The sequence below is a fragment of the Photobacterium frigidiphilum genome (genome assembly GCF_003025615.1).
GTDB lineage: Bacteria > Pseudomonadota > Gammaproteobacteria > Enterobacterales > Vibrionaceae > Photobacterium > Photobacterium frigidiphilum.
Window position 1 is genome coordinate 49,468 of the sequence record NZ_PYMJ01000003.1, and the last position, 25,938, is coordinate 75,405.

Consider the following 25,938-nt stretch of genomic DNA (forward strand, 5'->3'; position numbering starts at 1 on the left):
CAGCATAACGAATAAATAGAATGGGGATTATTGTAAACCTCTGACTATTTGTTTAAGCGCAGTGATGAATACAAAATTATAAAAGCCGATTCAGCCTTAGGTTGAATCGGCTTTTTTATTGATTGTTGAATCATAAAAGCCCCTTGGTTCTTGTCATTAGTATGCTTGTTTGAGAAACATATCGTTGGATGAGAACATTTGGCTTATACCATTTCCGTATGGCGATAAGCCGCCCTAGGTTCATTATCTCTTTTTGTTCAGTGCCTCGATACGTACTTGGGTTGCATAGTGTGATGCTACATTCTCATCACGATCTATCGTTGTATAAGACACCACATCGCGCGTTACGGGTGTGAGTGATTTTTGGCGTAATGATTCAGCGTATAAGGTGCCTGTGTTTTCATCACGGTCAGCATAAGTAATTGAAGGCGCAGAACTTGGCGATGCACCCAATGCACTAATTCGCAGTTGTTCAGCATGCATGCTTGATAGGCTTTCATCGTGATCATTCTGAGCAGCCGTCGCTGATAATGCTGGAAGTAGTAGTGCCAAGCTGAGTAGGGTCGTTGAAATTTTCATTGTGATTCCTTTTTGGAATAAGATGTTGGGTTTTAATGCGTATTTTTAATATATCTAGTTCACTTAGCTTTTCTTATTCAGCGCATCGATACGTAACTGCGTTGCATATCGGGTAGACACGTTTTCATCGTGGTCAATCACGGTATAAGACACGACATTTTGTGTGCTCGGTGTAAGAGCTTTGTTACGCAGCGATTCAGCGTATAAGGTGCCTGTGTTTTCATCGCGGTCGGTATAAGCAATAGAAGGCGCAGAACTTGGCGAAGCACCTAATGCGCTAATTCGCAGTTGTTCAGCGTGCATGCTTGATAGGCTTTCATCGTGATCATTTTGAGCAGCAGTGGCTGATAATGCTGGAAGTAGTAGGGCTAAGCTGAGTAGGGCAGTTGAAGTTTTCATGGTGATTTCCTTTCAAATAAATTGTTCGGTTTTAATGCGTACTTTTAATACATATAGTTCGATTAGCTTTTCTTATTCAGCGCATCGATACGTAACTGTGTGGCATATTGGGTAGACACGTTTTCATCGTGGTCAATCACGGTATAAGAAACCACATCGCGCGTTACGGGTGTAAGTGCTTTTATACGTAGCGATTCAGCGTATAAGGTGCCTGTGTTTTCATCACGGTCAGCATAAGTAATTGAAGGCGCAGAACTTGGCGATGCACCCAATGCACTAATTCGCAGTTGTTCAGCATGCATGCTTGATAGGCTTTCATCGTGATCATTTTGAGCAGCCGTTGCTGATAATGCTGGAAGTAGTAGGGCTAGGCTGAGTAGGGCCGTTGATGTTTTCATAATGTTCTTCCTTTTGTTTTTATGCTTAGTTATTTGAGTTTTTTGAACTGAACCGTTTAGTTCATTTTTAGAATAGACCTATGGCCACAGGTCTGTCAATCTTTTTTGAACTAAACAGTTTAGTTTGTTAAAGTAATTGTATTGAACCGTAGTGAGGAATAACGGATGAGTCGATGTGAAGAGAAAAAACGAAATGCTATAAATAAGACCGTCGAGTTGTGCTCTCAGTATGGCTTCCATGGTACGAGTATGGATAAAATTACTGCGGCTACTGGTTTGTCAAAAGCGACGATTTATAAGTATTTTTTATCTAAAGAAAACCTGATTGCTCAAGCACTTGATGCTTACGGAAAGAGTGCGATTGAGCACTTAACTAAGGTGATGAATGATGACTCATTATCTTTAGAAGACAAGTTGAGTGAACGCTTTGAAACCTTGCGTCAATCTTTAGCTGTGGATGCTTTTAATGGCTGTTATTTTCAACTTGCCTACAGTGAATTTTGCAACGCAGAAGAAAACATTACCGACATATGTACGCTTTATAAGCAACAGCGTGTCAGTATGGTTTGTAAGCTTCTTGAAGCGCATAATGTAGAAAATGCACAAGAAAAAGCGGTGAAAGCAGAGCTTATTTTTAATGGCTTGATTGCAACATTGCAGATTTCAAAAGACCCGACTCTTATCGATATTGCACGTGATATGTATATGGATGTAATAAGCCGCTAACGTTGAGCGATCAGCTTTGCTCGTTAATAAAATACCGAGAGTCATTGATGATTATTTATTAATTCATTACGCTCTCGGTATTTAATTATGTCGTTAGCTTTATACAGTAAACGCCTATATTGACGTTTACTGCTTGGTTTACGGCATGGTTGATTGACGAATATAGCTTAGTTGCGACCCGCCATCACCCCGCCATCAATATCCCAAATAGCCCCTGTCACCCAACTTGTTTCGTCTGATAATAAGAAGGTGATGGTATTGGCGATATCTTGGGCTGTACCAACTCGTCCAATAGGGTGGAAAGTATTGAATCCTTCTAATGCTTCATCAACCTCTTTGGGGTCAATAAATGATTCATAAATGGGCGTTTTCACAACCGCTGGTGAAACTGCGTTTACTCTAATTCCGCTGTCTGCAAGTTCCATTGCCATATGTTGGGTTAATGCATGTAATCCCGCTTTTGCCATTGAATAAGCGGATGATGGTGTCGCTTTAATCGCTTGTTTGCCCCACATTGAACCGATGTTCACAATGTTCCCGCCACCGTTTTGGATCATATTGGTAGCAACCGCTTGCGAGAGGGTGAAGGTCGCTTTGTTTAAATCCATATAGATGTCGTAATCACTGGCAGTATGCTCCACAAAAGCTTTGGGATTAAAATAACCGGCAGCGTTGACTAAATAGTTGATTTGATTTGAAGGCTGATGAATAAAATCGACAATTTTTTGTACATCAGCAGCCTTGTAAAGATTGGCTTGCAAGCCAGAAACATGAGCAGAACCAGATGCCACTGCTTGTACTTCACTAACTGCACGATCTAACTTTTCTGCATTGTTTCCTACGATAACCACATCGAGGTTATTCATTGCTAATTGCTTTGCTGTCGCTAAGCCCATGCCGCTAGAGCCACCTACGATCAATGCGATACCAGTGTGTTTGAAGTTCATTTTTATACTCTCTTGTGTATTGGCGATGTGCTAATGTTAGTGCCATTACTAGCCATCTGAATAGTAAGTACAAATCGGTAAGGTAAGTACTTATTGGTACATCTTTATGAAAAGTCAGGAAAAAATATTTTCGAGAAAATCAGCACCAGAGCGATCTGCGCGTATGGTCGAAACCATTTATGGTTGTAAATGGTCACTTACTGTTTATCAATTGCTTGCGCATGATATTAATCGACCGGGTGAAATGGTGCGGAATGTAGAAGGGCTTTCAACGAAAGTATTGAATGAATGTTTACGTAAAAATGTGCAGTTTGGTATTTTAAATCGAGTCTCATTTAACGAAGTACCACCAAGAGTTGAATATGAAGTGACGCCTTTTGGCGATAAATTCATCCGTATTCTTGATCAGCTTGAGGTACTGCAAAATGAAATTTCAGAGGCTGATGAATAAGTGATTTGTCTGATGTGGTGCCTGCATTGATGAAGCGCTAGCACGAAAGTGGCTTGCTACATACTGGTGTTATCCCTGACTATCTACTTCGCGATAATGGTCGTGCTGTTATGGAAAGGCTTTTTAATAAAAGCCTTTTCTTAAATTCAATTTTCCAATCTGGGTATTATTTTTTTTTGATCTAACACGCTAAGATAACCGCTGAATTGAATAAGCAATTATATTTCTTATGCAGCCTAACCAAGTATTGACCAAAGAGATTTGGAACGCTTTTGTATCCCAATCATCAGTAGAAGCTGAACTTCCTAATATTGAACCGCACTTACAACAAGTCTGGGCCAGATGTCGTCGACAGCAGCGTCATGATCATTGGTCGATGCCTCATCGGGCTAAAGGGGTAACCTATGCCTCGATACAGAAAAGTAAAGCTTCGTTTTTAAATATTGCGATACCTGCTATTGAAGACATTTATGAATATCTAGAAAGCGAAAGCTGTGCTTTTGTAATTAGCGATGAAGCTGGTTGTACTCTGTATTTATGCGCAGACAGTGCGATGAAAGTAAAACTTGATACGCTTGGGATTCAAGAGGGGGTTTACTGGCGAGAAGGCATTATGGGTAATAATGCAATTTCAAGTGCTATGCATTTAGCGAAAGCGACTCAAACTGCTGGTTTTGAACATTTCAAGGAAGCACTACATGGCTTCGCGGTATATGCCGCACCAGTATTTGGTGATACAGGAACCGCGCTAGGCTGCGTTGCGTTGGTTTTGCCTGTCGAAAAAGCCAGTGTTTCTGCATTGGGCTTAATCCATTCTGCTTCCCGTGATATAGCGAGCCAAATGCAGGCAGAGAGTATGCTTACCGAATCCAATCAGCATCTATCTGAGGTACATGTTTTACTTGAAGGTGTTGAGGAAGGTGTACTTGCATGGTATCCCAATGGAAAGATTCATTATTTGAATCAAAAAGGTTGCGACCTTTTGGGCCTTACGGTCAGTGAATTAGGGAGAGAAATCAGTTCGATACTCACTATGCCCCAGCGTGTTCACCAAGCAATCAAACAGGGTGTTGGGCTAGATATGGTCGATACGACCATTGAAAGCAAAGGCCGACTTATTTCTTTAGTCATGTCGCTAAAAATTGTGAAAAATGCTCAAAATACTACCCATTGCTATATTGCTCTGCTTTACCCTATTAAGCATATTCGCGACTTAGTACATCAGCATGTTGGCAATCGGGCGAGATTGACCTTTGACGATATTGTCGGGGGGTCGGATGCTATGTTGCGGGTGGTTCGGCAAGCGCGCCATGCAGCAAAAGGACGAGGCCCTGTTTTGCTTCATGGTGAAGATGGGATAGGGAAAAGTCACCTTGCCCAAGCTATTCATAATGGCAGTGATAGGCATGGTCAGCCGTTTATTGCCATAAACTGTCAAGCTATTCCCAAAGAACTCATGGCGAGTGAATTTTTAGGTTCAGCGCTAGAGAGTGAGCACTCGTCTGTGTCAAAATTTGAACTGGCGAATGGTGGTACTTTGTTTCTCGATCAAGTGGAATGTTTGTCTTCCGAGGTACAGGCTGCCTTGCTTCACTTACTCAAAACAGGGCTAATCAATCGTATGAACGGTAATATTGTCTCTGTGGATGTGCGTATTGTTGCCACATCGAACGTCGACTTAGATCAGTATGTAGTGGAAAAACATTTTCGTAGGCAGCTTCTTTTGGAGTTACAAACGTTTGATATTCACGTATCCCCGCTTCGCGACCGAATTGAGGATGTGCCTATTCTTGTTAAACGTAAACTGACTCATTTGGAAGCTGAAAAGAAAACATCGCTTACTCTTAGTCAAGAAGCGTTGTCATTTTTAATGCGATATCGTTGGCCTGGAAACCATCGGGAATTGCGTAATGTAATCGAGCGATCTGCCAACTTTTCGGATGGTAGTGTCATTAGAGTTAAAGACTTACCTGACATTATTCTTACAGCGACAGAACATGGTCAGGTAGGTGATAAACCTTTGCACTCAAACAGTTTAATTGATTCAGAAAAGATGACGATCATTCGTTCTGCCTTAGATTGCCGAGGGAAAATCGGCTCTATGTGTGAAGATTTAAAGGTGGGTCGTACGACGTTGTGGCGCAAGCTCAAAAATTACGATATTGACGTGAATGATTATAAATAATCAGAAATAAACACCGCACATTATGTGCGGTGTGTTAGTTGAAAGCAGACACTTAGAGCATGGCCAATATTTGCGGTAAGGTCTCGGCATTCAAGACCTCTTTCGCTTTCCGTTTAGCTTGTTGGTGATGGGTTGCACGTACCGCCTGTTTAACTGCTGCAATACGGATTGGGCTCATACTTAGTTTATCAATCCCCATTCCTATCAGCGTCTCGGTTAGTTTTGGATCGCCAGCCATTTCACCGCATATCCCAATAGGGATGCCTGCATCATGGGCGGCTTTAACTGCTAGCTCAATCATACGCAGCACAGCAGGCTGTGTGGCAGAGACTAAATACGAAACCGCATTATTACCTCTGTCTGCAGCCATCACATACTGAGTGAGGTCGTTTGTACCGACACTGAAGAAACTTACTTCTTTAGCTAACTGCTTGGCATTGACTACCGCAGCTGGCACTTCAATCATAATACCGATCTCGGGAATGGCACTTGATATACCGTCACGCTGTAATGCGTTATGGCAGTCACTGAGTAGAGATTTTGCTTGGTGTAATTCCTCTGGAGTAGAAACCATTGGAAACATCACATATAAATTCGGATGTTTAGCTCTTGCTCGAAGCAAGGCATTGAGCTGTACTTTGAATAGTTCTTCATTTTGCAAACATAATCGCAGACCTCGGCAACCAAGGAATGGGTTATCTTCATGCCCTTGTTGCAAATAGGCTAAAGGCTTATCGCCACCAATATCGAGTGTACGTATGATCACCTGTTTATTACCAAATGTATTAGCTATTTGGGAATAGAATTCATATTGGTATTGTTCGGACGGTGCTTGTTCGCGTTCCATAAAAAGAAATTCGCTACGGACTAATCCAACACCTTCGGCACCGCTATTCAGCGCTTGATCCGCATCTTCTAAAGTGGCTAGATTAGCGAAAATATCGACTGAAATACCATCTTGTGTATACGCTTTTTCTATCATCGCCGCTTGGGCTTGCTCTTTCTGGAACTGCTGTTTTTCAAGTTCTTTTTGTGCGCTTTCAAGTTGCAGTGACGTAGGTGATAACCACACTTCTCCGCTGCACCCATTAATGACTGCAACGCTGCCTTCTTGGCTACGAGACATTAATTTATTGAGTCCTGTAATCGCCGGAATACCTAATGCCCTAGCAAGAATAGCGGAGTGTGATGTACTTCCTCCTTGCTCAAGGATAATCCCTTTGATCATTGTTGGATCAAGTTGTGCGGTATCTGATGGTGATAAGTCAACGGCAGCTAAAATTACTGGCTCAGTCAGTACGGTTTTTTGTTCAGCTTCCCCGATGAGTAATCTCATTACGCGGCGACCAATATCGTAAATATCTTTGGCACGTGCCTGCATATATTCGCTAGAAACGTCTTTGTAAGCTTGTGCTGTCTGCTCAATAATTGATGACCAAGCATTTTCCACATTGATTTTATTGCTGAGCTGTTGTGCAATTTGATTGCTGAGATCAGGATCTGCCAACATAGCGCAATGAGCTGTAAAAATATCACTTTCTGATTTTGAGCCCGCGTGGGCAGTTCGGTCTGCCAATTGGGAGAGTTCTTGCTGAGCGGCATCACTGGCTTGAGTGTATAACGTCCATTCCTGCTCATAACCTAGATAGCTACGATCTCGTGCTTTAGGCATTGTTGCGCGGTAGTGCCAGATTGGAGCGATAGCGATTCCTTCAGATATGCCAATGGCTCTTAAGCATCCATGTTCATCTTCAATGATATCGGTGAATTGATGAATTGTATTAGCGCTATTTTGCTTATTCATGACATCGATTTTCTCATCTATCGATTCATTGAAATGGTTATGTGCGAGCAATTGAAATGCTTGTAATGCCTGTTGTGCTTCTTTACCACTGGCAATACACGCTAAGGTGTCGCCTTGTTTTACATCTAATAGCGCAATACTGTTAATGCTCTTGGCACTGACTCGTCTGTCATGGCAACGTAGCCATATTTGAGCATCAAATGCGCTGATAGCACCTACAATCGCAGAAGCTGGTCTGGCATGAATGCCATGGGGATTTTGCACCAGCCATTCAACCTCTGTTTCGTATTCACTGTCAGTGGGAGTTGGTAGGACATCTGTTGGTATACCATTCGGCAGCTTCGCGCTTTGGTTCAACAGCTGATATTTTGCGAGTAATGCATTGTGTGCTTCATTAGTGACTTCTTCGAGAGACATGCCAGCAGCGGCGGCAACACTTGCCGACATCGCTCCTTCAATGAGCGGTGCTGCACAGATGTGCACATTCGTAGTTTGTTCACTGCCCATAAGCTCTAAGGCCATGTCAGTACTTAATATTGCGCTACCCATATCCACGAGAACCAAAACACCTTCGGGTGAATATACCTCTTCAATCGCCATCATAATGGCTATCGCATCGGTACCAATGGGATTTTCAGGATCATCGACGCCAGCAGCGACAGCGATTTGGACTTTCCCTTGTGTCATCTGTTCAGCCAGCGCATGAACGCCTTTGGCTAAATCTGGGCTGTGGGAAACAATTACAATACTGACCATAATTAGACCTTAAAGTGAGGTGGTGTAATACCACCTCGAACAGAAAAAAAGGGGGAGAAGATTATTGCGCTGAAGCGTTACGTAGTGCCGTAAAAAGTAGATAGGTGGATGTCGCTCCTGGGTCTTGATGACCAATAGAACGCTCCCCTAAATAGCTTGCCCGTCCTTTTCTTGCTTGCATTGGAATTGTGCTTTTCATTGCTACTTCAGCATTGGCAACTGCTGTATTTAGTGCATCATAAACACTGATGTTTTGGTCTTTCTTTAGGCTTGTCATAATACCGTTCCAGGTATCAATCATGGTTTTATCACCCACCTCTGCTCTTCCGCGTTGAACAATTCCATCCATACCATCTTGAAGCATTTTGGTGAGTTCAATAAGGTTGAGTTCTTCTTTAGACATTGCGCTGGTTGCTGCGCGTATAAAGAAAGTGCCATATAGTGGACCACTGGCTCCACCTATGCTTGATAGCAGTGTCATACCGGTGGTTTTCAAAATAGTGCCAATGTCTTTATCTGCAACACTCGGTAATTTCTCTTTTACTTTTTGAAAACCACGGTTCATATTGAGCCCATGATCTGAATCACCAATCTCTCGGTCTAACTCCGTTAAGAAGTCTTGCTCGTTTTGGAATACGTTAGCTGAATCTTCAAGCCACTGAACGATTTGTTGTTTGGTAATTGTCATCAGTTGTTCCTTAACGTTTAGCAGCCCCAGCGCATTGCTGGTGTGTTAACGGGCATATCGTACAGAGATAACATTTCATCATCGACTTTTAGCACTGAGATAGAAATCCCTTGCATATCTAATGATGTGCAATAGCTACCAATAAGGTTTCGTTCGATGTGAATGTCATGGTTTTCCAGTATTTCAGCAACTTTGCGATATACCATGTAGAGCTCAGATTGTGGTGTTGCCCCTAGGTTGTTCACGAGCACAATAACCTTATCGCCAGAATTGAGAGACTCTGTGATCCAAGATTCGTCTTGCCATTCACCTAAATTATTATCCCAGCGACGAACAATACGTTCATAGGGAGTGTTATCTAATATCTCACTCATCATATCGGTAGTGATAGTGTCGCCATCAGTAAAGGCGCGACGTTCGATACCAGGTTCCCCATGGATACCAACACCGAATTCAATTTCATTATCAGCTAACTCAAAACTTGGTTTACCAGCGGCAGGAACAGTACAAGCAGAAAGTGCAACACCAAATGAACGTCCACGGTTAGCGATATGTTTAGCTAAAGCACTCATTTTATCGAGGTCATATCCCTCTTCGGCAGCTGCTCCTAGAATTTTCTCTGCCAGCACTGTGGTCGCCACGCCACGTCGCCCTGCGGTATACAGACTATCTTTCACTGCTACATCATCATCAATCAGTGTCGCTTGTACTTTTAATCCCTCACCGTGAAGGAGTTCAACGGCTGTTTCAAAGTTCAGTACATCCCCGGTATAGTTTTTAATAAGAAAGAGAACACCTTCACCTGTGTCGACCTTCTGTGCACATTCGTACATTTGATCGGGTGTGGGTGATGTAAACATTTCACCAGGGCAAGCACCATCAAGCATGCCTTTTCCTACATAACCGCCGTGCATCGGTTCATGACCGCTTCCCCCCCCAGAGATAAGCGCAACCTTGGTTTTTTCTCGCTCTTTTCGCACGATATACATAGGATCTAAGTGTACGTCGAGTTCAGAGTGAGCCTTCGCAATACCTTGAAGTTGCTCTTTAACCACTTGATCAATCTGATTAATCATCTTTTTCATCGTTCTATCCTTATTATTCTGCGTTGGAGCAGTTTATTTATGGGGTAAAAGGAAGTCGTAGCAAATCGCTGTTGAGCTGCACAGTAGGCACAATCCAGCGGTTGTGTTTCGCCGATGTTTATAAATTTACCTGTAATGTCAAAGCTGATGGTATGCCAATAAGAGAAGAGGCGTTACTCCGGTTGTTGTGTTTCAAAATGGAACTGTTTGGAGGGGGGTTATGTTCCGTAATGAAACATACATTGAGTTCAGGATGCAGATTTTTGAGCTAAAGCATACTTTGGGCTTGTCATCTGGAATAGAGAGTGATGATAGTGAGTAGGCGCTAAGCTTGCTGGGGTGTATTGATGTGTAAGTTTGCAACTAGGATCACAAATAATTAGGTGACAGGAAGCAGTAAAGAGTCAGATTTAGCCAAAAAGATAAGCACTCTCAAGCATATGAACTACATTTGATGTATATAAAATAAATCTAACATGAAGATAGTGATTATTTGTGATGACATGTTGCAGCTGGTAATGGAAGGTTGCCTATGTCGTCACCTTATGGAAGAGGGTAATAATGAAAAGCAACCAATACACTGCCGATAGAGAGACCTCCTTAGATAATGATGCTCAACTCGTGACAACAACAGATTTACAAGGTGTTATTACTTACGCGAATGATGAGTTTATTAAAATAAGTGGTTACACCAGCGAAGAATTAGTGGGTCAGCATCATAATATTATTCGCCACCCCGACATGCCACCTCAAGCTTTTGGTGATTTATGGAAACACTTGAAAGAAAATAAGCCTTGGCGAGGAGTAGTGAAAAACCGTTGTAAAGATGGCAGTTTCTATTGGGTCGATGCCTATGTTACACCGATATATCAAAATGACCGTGTAAGTGGCTACCAGTCTGTTCGACGTAAGCCGACACCACCAATGATCTCCTCTGCAACTCATATATATGAGCAACTTAACCAGAAGAAAAACCCATATTCATTTCAGCTTTCAATATTACAAAAACTTTTATTAGTCACTGCTATCACACTGATTACTATTAGTAGCGCTCATTTTTCATTGCATGAGTTTGCTGAATTTAGTGCTTTAATTCCACTTGTGTTTTTTGTTCTTTTCTATCGTAACGAGTTGTTCAAACAGCCGATGTATTTTAAAAGTCTCAAAGAAGATTATGATAGTTTAACTCGCATTATTTATAGTGGTGACTCAGTCGAATCTATTGCTGATTTTCATTTACAGCTCTGCGATGCGCGGATTAAAACAGTTCTCGGACGAGTTGATGATGCCTCTTTGACATTGAAAACGGTAAGTGGAGATTTACAGCAAGCGGTCGTGGCAGCCAAACAGTCGATTACAGTACAAGATCAAGATACCCAGCACATTGCCACCTCGATTACTCAGATGTCTGCAGTTGCCAGTGAAATTGCACAAAACACACAATTGACCTCAGATAAGGCTTTACTCGCACAAGAACAATGTGCCAAGACAACAATAATCCTCAACACGACCCAAGATAATATCAATGAGCTTGCGATTGAAACAGAAAATACGGCTGAAACGGCACAATCTTTAGCCAGAGTGTCTGACCAAATAGAAACCATGATGGTCGAAATTCAGGGAATTGCGCAACAAACAAATTTACTTGCACTCAATGCTGCCATCGAAGCTGCGAGGGCGGGTGAACAAGGTCGGGGATTCGCCGTTGTGGCTGATGAGGTCCGTGCATTGTCTCAACGAACACATGGGGCAACCGAAAAAATTCAATTCAGTATTGATGAGATCAATAAATCTTTGGGTGACTGGCAATCCCGAACCACTCATAGCATCCGAAAAACCCAGCAATGTGTCGAGAATACAAGCCTAACAGCACAGAACATTAAGAATGTAGTCGCTATGGTGGATGAAATTGCAGAAATTTCAACACAGATTGCAACAGCGGCTGAAGAGCAAGGTACTGTTGCTGCTGAAATTAGCAAAAATGTCCATCAAATATCCGATTCTTCCGCAAAAAATATAGAACAAATTGAAGCGATGGAAATCTCATCAGAACGAGTACGAGACAATGTAGCCTCACTTGATGCTTTAGGAAAATCGTTTGGTTAGCCGCTGATTTATGAGGAGTAGCATACTCCTCATATTTAGTTATCCAAGATCATTTAATGTGCTTGTTCAGCGTGAATTTATTGATTTGGCAATTAATCGTGCGTAAGTACAACTTTACCTACGGCTTTCCCTGCTTCTAGATGAGCATGCGCTTCAGCCACTTGCCAGATAGTGAATGCTGACTCATCAATTAATGGGGTGATTTTCCCTTGATCTACTAACTCTGCTACTGCGGCTAGAATTTTTCCATGACGAGCACGATTGATGTTTTCAATCATAGGAATCAGCATTAATACACTGTGGAAGCTAAGGCCTTTCAATGCGATCTGAAGTGGATCAGCAATGGGTAATGTTGTTGCTACACGACCATTGAACTTAACAGCTTCAAAACTGCGTTGGATATTCTCGCCTGCAATCGTATCGAAGGTGGCGTCGAATCCATGGCCATCAGTGTATTGGGCAACGTATTCAGCAACATTTTGCTTTTCTACATTAACCACGTTGTCGGCATTAAGCGTTTTGGCTACGGCTTCATTTTTAGATCGTGTTGTTGTCGTAACTGTCGCACCAAGATGCTTACCAAGTTGTACTGCGATATGACCAACACCGCCTGTTGCACCATGAACAAGTAGGTTGTCACCTGCTTTAACATCCATTTTTTCGCACAGTGCTTCCCATGCAGTGATAGAGACAAGCGGTAATGCTGCTGCTTGCTTCATTGTAAGCGAGGTAGGTTTGTGTGCCATTAGGTTGGCATCAACCAACATGTAATCTGCCAGTGCACCGTTAATACCAGCAATACCGCCAGCACAACCATACACTTCATCACCGACTTTGAAGTTGCTGATAGAGTCACAAACCGCTGTTACTACACCCGCTACATCACCGTGAAGAATGCTAGGTAGGTTGTCAGACCATGGCGTCTGTACAGAGCGAAGCATGGTATCTAACGGATTAACACTCGTGGCTTTTACTTCAACAATCATATGACCAAGTTGCAGTTCAGGCATTGGTTGTTCTGTAAGGTTAAATGCGTCGTAGCCGCCGATGTTGCTAATTGTCATTGCTTTCATTTTTTACGCTCCGGTTTGGTTTATGCGGCCATTTTAGTCATTGCTAGATAAACAACAATACGTTAAAAAACAAGATAGCTTTGCTTTTAAGACAAAAGCGACTGAGTTATAGTGAGATAGAGAGGCATGTAACGAGGTGACAAAAGATATGGCCACATTTAATAAATTGCATTACTTCAATTGCGTTGTAGAAACGGGCAGCATTTCAAAAGCCAGTAAAGTTTTTGATGTCCAGCCATCATCGATATCACGTCAATTAGCGTCATTAGAGAGTGAACTCGGTATTCGCTTGTTAGAGCGAACAACGCGAAATATTGGCTTAACGGAAGCAGGTAAAACGTATTACGATTATTCAAAACGTATTATCTCTGAACTTGAAGAAGCCAAACGTGCGGTAGGCGATCTTCAACTTAGTCCGATAGGTAACCTTAAAATAAGTACGACGGTGGGGTTTGGCGAAAGCCGGGTTCTGCCCTTATTACCTAAATTTCGACGGGCTTATCCTGATATTCGCATCGAAGTTGAGCTGACCGAACGCATTGTGGATTTAATCGAAGAGAATGTTGATATTGCGATTCGCAGCGGCCGTTTACCCGACTCTAGTTTGATCGCGAGAAAGCTGGTCGATAATCATTTTATTTTATGCTCAAGCCCTGAATACATGCACGAAAATGGGCTGCCAGATGCACCTGAGCAGTTGATCAATCATGATTGTGTGGTGTATGGCTACCACGGTTGGAAAGATTGGTATTTGGTCAAAGGCAACTATCAAAAATTAGCCATTAAACACTACATGACCGTAGATTCGGTTAATGGACAAAAACAACTTATTCTTCATGGTGGTGGTATTGCACTTATCCCTTATTGGGCAGTTAAAGATGAACTAGACTCTGGTCGGTTAATTCAGGTGTTACCAGAACATCAATTTAGCCCGTGTCTCCATTTAAGTTCAACCTATGCGATCTATCAAAATAGAAATCTAGTGTCATCTAAGATGAGGGTATTTTTAGATTTTTTGCGAGAAAATATGTAGCCATCGTAGTAAAGCGTAATGATTTTTCAGTCTTGCTGGTGGCTGAAAAATCAGGATGTTTTTTATTTGCATCAATATGAAAATTTACTGCTCACAACAAAACGCCTCACTAATAAAAGTCATTACAACAGTTAATGGCAAAAAAATACTTTATGGGCACTCGTACCATTAAATGTAATCCACTTCATTTATCAATGAATATAGTTGGAATGTTAAGATTCAATTATGAGTAATAGTTGTGATTGGTAGGTTTATACAATAGCTGTATTATATGCCGAAAATACAAAAGCAAAGGGAATACATCATTAATAGTCCGCCTTAGAAATAAATCTCTTATCAATTTATGGCTCATTAATTAATAAAGAGGTTTTTCATGTTAAGTTTTTATAAAGAAAGTTGGTTTAATAATATTAAAGGTGATTTATTATCAGGAATAGTTGTAGCATTAGCGTTAATACCGGAAGCTATTGCATTTTCAATAATCGCCGGACTTGATCCAAAGGTCGGTTTATACGCTTCATTTTCAATCTGTGTTGTTATAGCTTTCACCGGTTCACGTTCTGCAATGATTTCAGCATCAACTGGCGCAATGGCTTTGCTAATGACGACATTAGTTAAAGATCATGGTTTACAATATCTTTTAGCAGCTTCTTTTCTTACCGGTGTTATTCAATACGTAATAGGGCTTTTAAAACTTGGTAACTTAATGAGGTTTGTTTCACGCTCAATTGTTACCGGGTTTGTTAATGCTCTAGCAATATTGATTTTCATGGCTCAATTACCAGAATTAACCAATGTAACGTGGCAGGTTTATGCGTTAACTGCTGCCGGGTTAGGGATTATCTATTTATTTCCTTATATTCCTAAGGTTGGGAAAATATTGCCATCACCATTAGTTTGTATTATTGCAATCACTATATTCAGTGTGATGTATAACATAGATATTCGTACTGTTGGCGATATGGGAACATTGCCTGATTCGTTACCTGTATTTATGTTTCCTGATATTCCATTCTCCTTAGAAACATTAAATATAATCTTCCCTTACTCGTTAGCACTTGCCGTTGTTGGTGTTCTTGAGTCGCTTATGACTGCAAAAATCATTGATGATATTACTGATACAGATAGTGATACTAACAGTGAATGTAAAGGTCAGGGTTTAGCTAATATGGTTTCATCATTGTTTGGTGGCATGGCTGGCTGTGCCATGATTGGACAATCAATGATTAACATCAAATCAGGTGGTAGAACTAGATTATCAACATTATCATCAGGCGTTTTTCTTTTGATTATGGTTGTTTTCCTTGGTGACTATTTAAAGATAATCCCAATGGCAGCGCTTGTTGCCGTGATGATAATGGTTTCTATAAGCACGTTTTCATGGAAATCAATACCAGCGATGAGGCACATGCCGTTAAACTCTAACGTGATCATGATTGCAACGGTTGTTTCTGTTGTCTTAACCGATAACTTAGCAATTGGTGTTGTTGTTGGTGTTGTTATTGCTTCTGTGTTCTACACGAATCAGAGCAGGTTAATAATGAAAGTCACTGATGATATTATCATTAGTTATGACCACACAATCCATAGGGTACATGGTCAGATATTCTTTGCGTCTGCTTATACCTTCATTGATATGTTCAATTTCAACAGTCCTTCAAAGTACGTGACCATTGATCTAACCAGTTCTCATTTTTGGGATATAACCGCCGTGGGTGCGCTTGATAAAGTGATTATAAAATTCATGAATGCTGGATGTGATGTTAAAGTCACTGGAATGAATGACAACACAATGAAAATAATAGAAAAACATGCAGTTTATAATAAGCCTGACAAACTGGCACTAATGACACACGGTCACTAGATATACCACTAAAAAGCATCCTTTATTGGATGCTTTTAATGTTTTATTTAATATTATTAAATATATATTTAGGGATTCTATGCGACCACTTATAACACATGAACCATCAACTGTTGCTACAGCACATTTTTACTACCCTTCTAAAATAGCAAAAAATAAAGAGCCACATTCTTGGGTGATTGATAGAAGAACGTTAATTGCAAAGAAGTATAACGTTCATGGTATTAATAAAGAGTATTCGTTAAAGGTAAGTCCAAATCGTTATGTTTATGAAGCCGATTTGATTAGATACTTTGAGGCAAGTAAAAAGTCCAATCAGTTCTTTTCAAGTAAGAATAAGATATATTTTAGTTAAACCATATATCAGGCATAAAAATAGTTATTGATAGCAGTTTTCATAACGTAGTTCGATCTAAAAAGCGTTTTCGATAATCCTTCGGAGGGAATCCGGTTAATTTTTTAAAAGCTCGCGAGAAATGAGCAATATCAGCATAACCTAACTTGGCTGAAATATCGGTAAGGGAGTAACGAGCATCTTCCATTAATCGACAAGATGTCGCGAGCATTATGTTCTCTCGTATTATTTTGAATGTAGTATTTTCTTTCGCTAAGCGACGTTGTAATGTGCGTGCGGAAGTATTCAATACCTTAGCGGCCTCATTGACATTCATTGATGGCTGACCAAGATAGGGTGTTAATGCGAGATAGACGGTCTCTATATATGTTCGTTTTTTTGGGGCGCTAGATGTTTTTTTTTCTCTAAAGCTTGCTGGCAGTATAACGGGAGTTTTGAGAATGGTATCTGATAGCTCAATGGCAGTTACGTTGCGATCTGAAACAAACTGAATCGATTGCCCTTTAAAGATCTCCAGCATAGGTTCAATGTTTGAAGATTGAACGGCAACAGAGTTGGGTAACCAGGTAGTTTTTGTCATAACGTTGATAAATTCGATGGTAAATAGTATTGCAAACACTTCAGCCCAAAAAAATCCCTGAGTATCTTCTTTCGTTTTATAGCGGCAAAACCAAGGTGTTCCTTTAAAGTGCTCGATAGCAATTTTTGCTGACGGTGAATCGTGAATAATGGCAGTCGCAAGAGAATTAAAAGCCTCCTCAAGGTTTTTGGGCGCATGGATATGGTGCAATAATTTTGGGATGAAATACTCCCGAATGACTATGCGTAATAAATTACCATAATGTTCTGGATCCGCTTTTTCTGCCATTAGCGCCAGTAAGTGTTTAATGGGCTCTTCTGGCATAAATTCACTTTTCGAACGCAATATATCTTCAGGTAATCCCGCCGTTTTGAGTAAAGGGTAAATATCTTTTTCGAAATGCTTCAGCAATTCAACCAATGTAGCGGCATGCACAGTTTTGATTAGAGGGGTGAGCTGGTTGGCTGCCATAATAGAGACATATCCTTATTACCGTCTTTGGGTATGCGTTCTATTATAGAGGATTTTAACAATAAAATGTTGGGATTACTTATTTGAAATAAAAGGAAAAGGTAACGCTGCTGCTTCCATGCAGCAAGGTGCAGTGTTGTTTTGGTTATGATTGAACATGGCCTACTTCAGCTTTTTTTATCAGAAGTGTTGGCTCTGATTTTTGGGATGGTTTAAAAATATTAATAATCGCCTTTACGGTGAAGTAAGCACATATCGCTGTAAATGTTACAGCACTAAAAGATTCACCTGATTGAATTGAGACTCCTACGACTTCAAATGCCTTTCCGCCAAACTCCTTCACATAGGTTAGCGCCCATTTATAGACAAGGTAAAGCTTGGTGAGCGTTATAAGTACAAGATATGCCTTACCGTAAGGTGTTAGAAGAAACTGCTTTATTTTATTCCAAATATTTTTCATTAATCTCTCTCGCTCTGATTATTATGAGTCGTGGTTGTGTTTGTTGAACGAGATTAAGTTTACGGATTAAGCTATTTGTTTTTTATCATTTAGCGCCAAGCTTTGCTGGAACTGCTAAATGTATACGGTGGCGTAAAATGGTAAAAAAGGGATGGTAGAAACATTTATTATTAGGGTGATTTTAATTATGAATTCGATTTATTACGGTGTATACGCAGATCTAAACTCTGTCTTATTCATTGAGAGAATAATCGAAGAGGATAGACATGAACCAAAATAAACAATCGTCTCATTCTGAAAAGCCACAAGCCCCACAGTTAATTGAGCAGCCTTTAGCATCTAGTTCTCTGCCCTCTAAAAAACAAGTCAGTATTCAAGCTATTACGCAGAGTGTTTTATGCCTGTGTATTGGGCTATTTGTTTTCTATTTAGTCGCTGATCGCTTTATTCCTAATACTGATATGGCGCGAGTACGCAGCCATGTAATTCCTGTTACGCCATTAGTCTCTGGTTCAATTATTGATGTATTAGTTAAGCCCAATGATGTTGTAGAAGCTGGCGATGCACTTATTCGTATTGATCCGAGTAATTATGAAATTGCGCTAAAAGAAGCAGAACAAGGCTTAAAGCGAGCTGGAAAACAGATTGGTGTGCAAACGGCTTCAGTTGCGGTTGCTCAAGCTAAATTATCAGATGCACTTGCCCATCAAGAAAATGTGAGGAGCCAAGCATCGCGGGTTTTGGCGATGGTTGATAAAGGCATTGTTACTAAAGCGGATGCGGATAAAACCCGAGCTAGTCTGGCAAGTGCTAAAGCACAAGTTGCATCGGCTTCAGCGAATTTAGAGCAAGCCAAAGAGCAATTAGGACAAACTGGTAGCGATAATATCGATATACAGTCGGCATTATTAGCATTACAAAAAGCGCAGTTAAATGTAGAGCGTACAGTCGTTCGTGCACCTGCATTTGGTGGTGTGTCTAATTTTCGCTTAGATGAAGGGTATTATGCGCGAGAAGGGCAACCATTATTAACATTTGTGTCTGGTGAAGATATTTGGTTAGAAGCGTATTTTCGTGAAAACAGTTTAGGTAATGTGCAAGCCGGTAATAACGTTGAGGTTGCCTTAGACTATGCACCTGGTGATGTGTTTAAAGGACAAGTTATTAGCATCGATTATGGGGTTAATTGGGGAGAAAGCAGTCAGGCCGGTCAGCTTGCCTCTGTTGGGGCTCAAACGGGTTGGTTGCGTCAAACTCAGCGTTTTCCAGTGATGATCCGTTTTGATAATGAGTCTGCTAAGGGGCTATTACGTGTAGGCGGACAAGCTGATGTGATGGTGTATACCAAAGAACAATCCATTATGAACATATTTGGCCGTGTGTGGATTCGACTACTGAGTTGGATGTCATATGTCCGATAATTCGATGTCTTTAGTGAGTGTTAATGCAATACAACCTTCGGTTGATCGCCGTATTACCCGTTTTGTGGTGGGAGTTACTATTGCCGCGGCACTTGCTTATGGCATAAATTGGGGATTGTCTTTTGTCATGCCCGTTTTCTTGGCAAAATTTTTAGTTGATAAGCCTGTATTAACTCGCCAGATCTTTGATGAATTGTTTTTGGCGATGGTCGCAACAGTATTAATTGGTTTAAGTATTAGTAATGGCGTGACCCATTACCCATTAGTGCTGCTGTTACTCGTTGGGCTATTAATGTTTGGGGCATATTATTTATTCATGGATCCTGAATGGAATTTATTTGCCACTATTCTTATTATTTCAGCCTTACTCATTCCTTATATGGGCATTATTAACCCTGCTGCGTCTTTATTTCTAGGGAAAGCGTTGATGATTTCGGGTGTTGGGGCCGTCGTCATGTTTGTTTTAATGCACTGTTTATTTCCCGATAAAGCGCCACAATCAGTAAAAGCTAAACTTAAGCCCGTATTACCCTCATCTTCCCAACGCACGAAAGAGGCATTACGTGCGTTGATGATCAGTTTTCCCGTTATTGCTTTCTTTTATTATTTTCAGATAAACGGTGCACTGCTCACACTCGCCTTTATTGGTATATTGTCGTTGCAAATAACAGGACAAAAAAGTGTGAAACTCAGTGCTTTCTTGTTACTGACTAACAGCATTGGAGGCATATTAGCCGTTATTGCCTATGAGCTTTTGGTAACAGTGCCTTGGTTCCCGTTTTTGGTGGCACTAATTGCGTTATTTACGTGTATATTTGCGAATAAAATCTATAGTAACCCATTAAAAGCACCTATCTGGAGTGGTGCTTTAACAGCATTGTTAGTGGTGTTGGGAACTGCACTGTCGAGTGAATCCAAAGAAATTGATGTTGGATTTTATACTCGAATTACTCAGATATTTTTAGCGGGAATATACATGATATTCATTTCTTTTTTATTGGAAAGTCGTAATAAATCCAAACACGATAGTTAATGTTTGATTGTTTATTAATTCAATGTTTGCACAATCCCTGAACTAACATCACAACATTTAATGCATCTCTCTGATTAATGATTCTGAGTTAATTAATAGGTTTGTTAAACAATAATTGAGATGAAGATCATTCCTTCATAAATAAGAAAAGTTATTCATTTAAAAGTGAATGCTTCCAGTTGTAACGATGGGTTTCGTTTACTAGTATCGTTATTAATGGATTTTATAATAACGTTTTTTACAGGGATGAAAGTAAATGAGTAACACGGACAAACAGCTCAAAAACGTGGATCGTCGCCAATTTATTAAAGGAACGGCAAGTGTTGTTGTCGCAGGGCTGAGTACTTCAATATTTGCAAATACGGCAAATGCATCCACTTTGCAGACAGATTGGCAGGCGGTTAGTCGGAGTAAAAATGACAAGAAGTTTTGGCAGAAAGTACAAAAACAATTTGTTCTAGATAAAAGAACAACCTATATGAACGTTGGCACAACAGGTTCTATGCCAAAGCATGTGCTCGCTGAATTTAATGATAATAATAAAACGGTTGCGAAATACCCATGGGACATGGACGGAAAGTTTGGTTCTTGGCCATATGTATCAGACATGGTGAATGATATTGCTTTGGGCTTTGGGGCCGATTCCCATGAGATAATACTTAGCCGTAATACCACTGATGGTATGTGCTCTATAATTAACGGTCTTCATTTTGAAGAAGGCGACGTTATTCTTACTACTCATCATGAGCATGTTGCAGCAACATCCCCAATGAATGTTGTTAAACAACGTTTTGGCGTCAACATTGTTGAAGTGCAACTTCCTGTCTATACCGGCTCAGAAACAGTGTCTGAAGATGATTATGTTGAGGCGTTTGCAGCTGCTCTTAACGAAAACAGCAATGTTCGCCTGATCGTCTTTTCTCATATCACATACAAAACCGGTACAACATTACCTGCAAAGCGTATTTGTGCATTAGCAAATCAATATGCTGTACCCACTCTTGTGGATGGTGCACATACTGTGGGTATGTTTGATTTGGATTTTCACGATATTGATTGTGATTTCTATGCTGGTTCAGGTCATAAATGGCAATGTGGACCTGGTGCGACGGGCATTTTATATGTTCGTGATAATGCAACACGCTTAGATGAATATTGGAGTGACTGTATTAACCCACTTTGGCTTATTAACTCCTCGTTGTCTCATGCTGGCTATCTTGGTACTCAATTGCAAATGCAGTATATCGGTAATGATAATTACCCTGCTAAACAAGCATTGGCAGATAGCTGCAAGATGTGGGATGAGATAGGTAGGCATCGAATTGAAGAGCGCATATTACATTTAGGCGCGTTGTGTAAATTATTATTAGCAGAAGCTTTACCAAACGCGAAATTCTTCTCACCGAATGTGAAAGGGTTAACGAGTGGCCTTACTACATTTAATCCTTTTGGATTTGAAAGTGGTGACTTGCTTACAGAGTTTAGGGATCGGCTACGTAATGACTATGGTTATATTATTCGTACGACTGATTTTAGATTATACAAAGATGATACCGTCGAAACACATGCACTAAGAATCTCTACACACCTTTTTCATGATGAAGAGGATGTGAAAGGGTTAGTCAATGCAATCCAGGAATTGTATGAATATATGAGTTGATATTTGAGCGCTCTATAACAGCGCTTTCTTGATGACAGAGAATATGTATCGAGTGTGTTGATGACTGTAAATAAACTAAGAAAAACGATAAGCCATATTGTGTTTGTTGGTGCTGCGATCATTTTCAGCCAAAATACCTTGGCAACTGATCTAGCCGAAATTAAAGAGAAAGGTGTCTTACGCCATATTGGTGTACCTTACGCAAACTTTATCTCTTATATTAATAGAGATAATTTTCAATTACTAAGCGGCTTGGATGTCGATATTGTAAAAGGTTTTTCTGAGTCAATAGGGGTTGAGTATCAATATGTTCCGGCAGAGTGGAATAACGTTATAGGTAAATTAATCGGTCAAAATGCTCAATTTAAAAATAACCAAATTGTATTAGGCAAGAAAAGCCCAATTGAAGGCGATATTATCGCCAATGGTGTGACAGTTTTGGATTGGCGATCTGAACTTGCTGACTTTTCTGACGATTATTTTCCTTCCGCGGTATGGCTGGTGGCGCGTGCCGACTCTGATTTGGAACCCATTCAACCAACTGGCTCGATTGATAAAGATATAGAAAAAGTAAAAAAACTCATTAAGGGAAGAGATGTGCTGACGATGGAGCAATCTTGTTTAGACCCTAACTTATACAACCTCTATGAAACAGGGGCAAACATCATAGAGCCAGAGCGTAGCCGCAAATTAAATGAGATGGTACCTGCAATCCTTAACAAGGATGCAGAAAGTACATTGCTTGATGTTGCTGACACCTTAATTGCACTTGAAAAATGGCCTGGTGAAATAAAAGTGATAGGTCCTATTTCACAAGATCAAAGAATGGCAGTGGCATTTAGAAAGAGTTCTCCAGAACTTCGTAAGGTATTTAATCAATATTTGGCTACGATTAAAGAAGACGGGACTTACCAAAAGTTAGTTGAAAAATATTATCCGTCGGTATTTTATTTCTATGGTGATTACTTTAAGGAAAGTAATCAGTAGAATTGATAAAGATAGTAATAAAAGGATTTATGAAAAAACGGAAGCAGAAACTATCGAGTAGTCGTTTAATCATTATTGCAGCGGTATTGCTTGCTGCATATTTGGTGTTGATTTTGGCTGTGACTAATCTTGGTCAGACACGGCTAAAAGAGTCTCAGTACCGAGAGCTTAATCTCAAGGTACAAAGCTACACCAGCATGCTGGAGTATTTCTTCTATGTCACTAATGATGAGATAACAAACCTCGCCAGTGATAAAGAAATGCAGACATTTTTCGCTAATTTGGCATCAGGAATGTCAATGAAATACGGTCTCGGTGCGAGCTTGATCAATCTTGATAGAGATCTTATAGCGCTAAAACAGTCGACTACAATAAATCAAAAACCGGTTTATCGGCGCTTTATACTTATTGGTTATGATGGGTCCATCATTTCAAACACTACGCCACATCAAGATATTTCTTTTGATATAACTCAATACAAAAATATCAAAGATCCAGATATGATGATCCGTACGGTTAAAAAGTCTGGCGATATCAGTATTCAATTGATCAAGCCCGTTAAATATGGGGGTAAGGCGGTTGCTTTATTGGTTGCTGATATTAATAAGCAAGTTATCATCGACCAGCTTACCGTTCAGGAGTATGCCGAAAGTCGAAGTAGGATGGATTTAGTCGCGGATAGTGGAAATATTTTTATTTGGGATTCGTTAACAGCGAGCCAAGAAGCAGAAGGGACAAGCACGTTAGTCAATAACCTTTATTTTGAAATGCAGATTAAAAATACACCGTTTAAGTTAAGGAGTTGGTTTGAGCCGGTAAATGAAAAAGATATTTTTACTTCAGGGTGGTTTATCGCAGGTCTTTCATTTCTTGCATTTCCTGTTATTTTTGGACTGTTATATATCTTTAAAATTAATAGCGCTAATATTATTTTGAGGACTAAATTTGAAGAAAGTAATAAACAACATAGGGCTTTATCAGAGAAAAATGTACGTTTAACGGAAGAGATTGATAAAAGGAAAATGTCTGAAGAAAAATTGGCTTACCAAGCATCGCATGATGCATTAACAGGTTTACCTAATCGAAAGTATGGTAATGAGCGATTAGAACAAGAGTTATTCAGAGCGAAACGAAATAATACTAATGTATTAGTCATGTATATTGATCTTGATAATTTCAAACAAATTAATGACACCTTGGGGCATTTAGCGGGCGATCAATTCTTGAAATTAAGCACTTCAAGGTTGCTAGGCTCTGTGCGTCACTCTGATACTCTGGCGCGCTTAGGTGGCGATGAGTTCTTATTAGTTATTCCTGATCTGAAAGATTTGAAGTCAGCCAAACTATTAGCGACAACGATTGTATCGTTATTTAATAAACCGTTTTTTTGGCAAAAACAGGAGTTTTTTGTATCTACCAGTATTGGCTTATCGGTATTTCCGCAAGATGGCGATAATGCTCAGCAGTTACTCGCGAGTGCCGATACTGCGATGTATCGAGTAAAGCAAGATGGCCGAAATGCATTTAGCTTCTATAACACAGACATGAATAGGGATGTGCAACGTACATTAGAATTAGATGGACGATTGCGACAGGCGATTGCGAATGACAGTTTGGAACTCTACTATCAGCCTATTATTGAATTAGAATCCAACCAGATTGTTGGGGCTGAGGCACTTATGCGTTGGAATGACGCAAAGTTTGGTTTTGTTTCGCCTGAAGAGTTTATTCCTCTTGCCGAGAAAAATGGATTAATACACCAGCTTGGTGAATTAGCCATTAATAAAGCCTGTATGCAGGCCGCAGAGTGGCAAAAAATCTCACCACTACAAATATCAATTAACTTTTCGAGCGTTCAGTTTAGGTACTGCGATAAGCTCTTTAAGCAAATATGTCATGGATTAACTCAGTCAGGTTTACCTGCTGATAAATTAGATATTGAAGTAACAGAAAGCTTATTGATTGATCACAGCGATGAGGTCGTTACATTATTGAATAAACTGCAATCCATGGGGGCACAGCTCACTATTGACGACTTTGGTACGGGCTATTCATCCCTGAGCTACTTACAGAAATTCCCGTTTAATAAACTGAAAATAGATCGAGCGTTTTTGCGAAACATGCATGCTAATGATGCTGACCGTGAGCTTGTCAATGCGATTATTGCGATGGCAAAAGCACTTAATTTAAAAGTGGTGGCTGAAGGAATAGAAGAACAATGGAATGCGGATTATTTGAGGTTCATTAACTGCGAATATGGGCAAGGTTATCTATATAGCAAACCTGTACCTGCGAAAGCGTTTGAACATTTGCTGTCGCATAAATTGAAACCGATACTGTGTAGACAATAGCATAATTGACTGTTTTTCGAGCTTGCTGCGACTTTCAGCGAAAAATAAATGTCCATTTATGATTACTTTAACATCAAGTGATTACTGCTCTCTGTTACATAACTTACACTACAGTTAATTATGTTTTAGTTAAAATTTTAATCGTTAAGATAAACATTTTTTTTTGCTGGTAAATTAGACTTCTATTCAAATTGCTAAAAACCTATAGAGACATTAATGCCATTTTTGATTCTTATCCGTTACAAAAAAAGCGATTGTAAATAGTGGTTTAACGTTGATGTGTCTTGAGGTGTATATTATTCATACTGTTAAGTTGTGACATTCTGTCATGTATTATTACTGTGGAAAATTGGCTATTCCTTTTAGGGATATTACTGTTACATAAGATAAAAGATGCTTGATAAGGTAAAAAATGATTTGTGATTTAGATCTATTTTACTTAAATGTTTACTAATTATGATCCTCCCGATTTTTACTTTTAGTGCCAACCACTTATAGAGCTATAAAAAATACAGCATGTAGGTAT

General features: G+C 40.1%; 22 protein-coding genes. 12 read left to right on the forward strand and 10 right to left on the reverse strand.

Annotated features, from left to right (window positions below; translation table 11 throughout):
• Positions 1-243: 243 nt before the first annotated feature.
• From C9J12_RS03945 to C9J12_RS03955, 3 genes are all read right to left on the reverse strand, one after another.
• Positions 244-579, reverse strand: a complete 336-nt coding sequence (locus tag C9J12_RS03945) for a hypothetical protein (protein WP_107241516.1) — start codon at positions 577-579, stop codon at positions 244-246.
• A 63-nt stretch (positions 580-642) separates the two neighbouring features.
• Entirely contained in the window at positions 643-978 is a 336-nt protein-coding gene (locus C9J12_RS03950; protein WP_107241517.1) for a hypothetical protein, read from the reverse strand.
• A gap of 62 nt (positions 979-1,040) precedes the next feature.
• Positions 1,041-1,376, reverse strand: coding sequence for a hypothetical protein (locus tag C9J12_RS03955; RefSeq protein ID WP_107241518.1), 336 nt, complete (start codon positions 1,374-1,376; stop codon positions 1,041-1,043).
• Between the two features lie 165 nt (positions 1,377-1,541).
• Between C9J12_RS03955 and C9J12_RS03960 the strand changes: the two genes are divergently transcribed.
• A complete protein-coding gene (locus C9J12_RS03960; protein WP_107241519.1) occupies positions 1,542-2,102 on the forward strand; it encodes a TetR/AcrR family transcriptional regulator in 561 nt (186 codons plus the stop codon).
• Positions 2,103-2,269: 167 nt separating this feature from the next.
• Here the strand turns inward: C9J12_RS03960 and C9J12_RS03965 are convergent, their stop codons facing one another.
• On the reverse strand, positions 2,270-3,049 hold the full coding sequence (locus C9J12_RS03965; protein ID WP_107241520.1) for an SDR family NAD(P)-dependent oxidoreductase: 780 nt from the start codon (positions 3,047-3,049) through the stop codon (positions 2,270-2,272).
• A 106-nt stretch (positions 3,050-3,155) separates the two neighbouring features.
• Here C9J12_RS03965 and C9J12_RS03970 point away from each other — a divergent pair, with 106 nt between their 5' ends.
• The gene (locus C9J12_RS03970; RefSeq protein WP_006228869.1) at positions 3,156-3,500 is read left to right on the forward strand and encodes a winged helix-turn-helix transcriptional regulator; all 345 of its coding nucleotides are present in this window, start codon (positions 3,156-3,158) and stop codon (positions 3,498-3,500) included.
• Between the two features lie 229 nt (positions 3,501-3,729).
• Positions 3,730-5,685, forward strand: a complete 1,956-nt coding sequence (gene dhaR, locus C9J12_RS03975; protein WP_107241521.1) for a dihydroxyacetone kinase operon transcriptional regulator DhaR — start codon at positions 3,730-3,732, stop codon at positions 5,683-5,685.
• A gap of 52 nt (positions 5,686-5,737) precedes the next feature.
• Here dhaR and ptsP read toward each other — a convergent pair whose 3' ends face one another.
• The 3 genes from ptsP to dhaK form a co-directional block, all read right to left on the reverse strand.
• A complete protein-coding gene (gene ptsP / locus C9J12_RS03980) occupies positions 5,738-8,245 on the reverse strand; it encodes a phosphoenolpyruvate--protein phosphotransferase (RefSeq protein WP_107241522.1) in 2,508 nt (835 codons plus the stop codon).
• A 61-nt stretch (positions 8,246-8,306) separates the two neighbouring features.
• On the reverse strand, positions 8,307-8,933 hold the full coding sequence (gene dhaL / locus C9J12_RS03985; protein WP_107241523.1) for a dihydroxyacetone kinase subunit DhaL: 627 nt from the start codon (positions 8,931-8,933) through the stop codon (positions 8,307-8,309).
• 17 nt (positions 8,934-8,950) lie between these two features.
• Positions 8,951-10,018: a dihydroxyacetone kinase subunit DhaK gene (dhaK, locus tag C9J12_RS03990; RefSeq protein ID WP_107241524.1), complete on the reverse strand. Its 1,068-nt coding sequence runs from the start codon at positions 10,016-10,018 to the stop codon at positions 8,951-8,953.
• A gap of 561 nt (positions 10,019-10,579) precedes the next feature.
• Between dhaK and C9J12_RS03995 the strand changes: the two genes are divergently transcribed.
• Positions 10,580-12,124 carry a methyl-accepting chemotaxis protein gene (locus C9J12_RS03995; protein ID WP_107241525.1) on the forward strand — a complete coding sequence of 515 codons (1,545 nt, stop codon included), beginning with the start codon at positions 10,580-10,582 and terminating at the stop codon, positions 12,122-12,124.
• A 92-nt stretch (positions 12,125-12,216) separates the two neighbouring features.
• Here C9J12_RS03995 and C9J12_RS04000 read toward each other — a convergent pair whose 3' ends face one another.
• Positions 12,217-13,197, reverse strand: a complete 981-nt coding sequence (locus C9J12_RS04000; RefSeq protein WP_107241526.1) for a zinc-dependent alcohol dehydrogenase family protein — start codon at positions 13,195-13,197, stop codon at positions 12,217-12,219.
• 148 nt (positions 13,198-13,345) lie between these two features.
• Here C9J12_RS04000 and C9J12_RS04005 point away from each other — a divergent pair, with 148 nt between their 5' ends.
• The 3 genes from C9J12_RS04005 (at position 13,346) to C9J12_RS04015 (ending at position 16,449) form a co-directional block, all read left to right on the forward strand.
• Positions 13,346-14,230, forward strand: coding sequence for a LysR family transcriptional regulator (locus C9J12_RS04005; RefSeq protein WP_107241527.1), 885 nt, complete (start codon positions 13,346-13,348; stop codon positions 14,228-14,230).
• A 373-nt stretch (positions 14,231-14,603) separates the two neighbouring features.
• On the forward strand, positions 14,604-16,094 hold the full coding sequence (locus C9J12_RS04010; RefSeq protein ID WP_107241528.1) for a SulP family inorganic anion transporter: 1,491 nt from the start codon (positions 14,604-14,606) through the stop codon (positions 16,092-16,094).
• 25 nt (positions 16,095-16,119) lie between these two features.
• Positions 16,120-16,449 (forward strand): hypothetical protein, encoded by a 330-nt coding sequence (locus tag C9J12_RS04015; protein ID WP_146150076.1) that lies wholly within the window; start codon positions 16,120-16,122, stop codon positions 16,447-16,449.
• Positions 16,450-16,489: 40 nt separating this feature from the next.
• On the opposite strand, the gene C9J12_RS04020 is transcribed toward C9J12_RS04015, so the two are convergent.
• Together C9J12_RS04020 and C9J12_RS04025 are read right to left on the reverse strand one after the other, a co-directional pair.
• Positions 16,490-17,500 carry a helix-turn-helix domain-containing protein gene (locus C9J12_RS04020; RefSeq protein WP_107241530.1) on the reverse strand — a complete coding sequence of 337 codons (1,011 nt, stop codon included), beginning with the start codon at positions 17,498-17,500 and terminating at the stop codon, positions 16,490-16,492.
• 145 nt (positions 17,501-17,645) lie between these two features.
• Positions 17,646-17,960, reverse strand: a complete 315-nt coding sequence (locus C9J12_RS04025) for a hypothetical protein (RefSeq protein WP_107241531.1) — start codon at positions 17,958-17,960, stop codon at positions 17,646-17,648.
• Between the two features lie 266 nt (positions 17,961-18,226).
• Between C9J12_RS04025 and C9J12_RS04030 the strand changes: the two genes are divergently transcribed.
• The 5 genes from C9J12_RS04030 to C9J12_RS04050 all read left to right on the forward strand — a co-directional run bounded on the left by C9J12_RS04030 (position 18,227) and on the right by C9J12_RS04050 (position 25,412).
• The gene (locus C9J12_RS04030; protein ID WP_107241532.1) at positions 18,227-19,381 is read left to right on the forward strand and encodes an HlyD family secretion protein; all 1,155 of its coding nucleotides are present in this window, start codon (positions 18,227-18,229) and stop codon (positions 19,379-19,381) included.
• Positions 19,371-20,414: a DUF2955 domain-containing protein gene (locus C9J12_RS04035; protein WP_107241533.1), complete on the forward strand. Its 1,044-nt coding sequence runs from the start codon at positions 19,371-19,373 to the stop codon at positions 20,412-20,414. The genes C9J12_RS04030 and C9J12_RS04035 overlap by 11 nt, the downstream gene beginning before the upstream one ends.
• A 256-nt stretch (positions 20,415-20,670) precedes the next feature.
• Complete coding sequence (locus C9J12_RS04040) at positions 20,671-22,074, forward strand: aminotransferase class V-fold PLP-dependent enzyme (protein WP_107241534.1); 1,404 nt, start codon at positions 20,671-20,673, stop codon at positions 22,072-22,074.
• 60 nt (positions 22,075-22,134) lie between these two features.
• A complete protein-coding gene (locus C9J12_RS04045; protein WP_107241535.1) occupies positions 22,135-23,061 on the forward strand; it encodes a transporter substrate-binding domain-containing protein in 927 nt (308 codons plus the stop codon).
• Positions 23,062-23,090: 29 nt separating this feature from the next.
• On the forward strand, positions 23,091-25,412 hold the full coding sequence (locus tag C9J12_RS04050) for a putative bifunctional diguanylate cyclase/phosphodiesterase (RefSeq protein ID WP_107241536.1): 2,322 nt from the start codon (positions 23,091-23,093) through the stop codon (positions 25,410-25,412).
• The last annotated feature ends 526 nt before the right edge of the window (positions 25,413-25,938 follow it).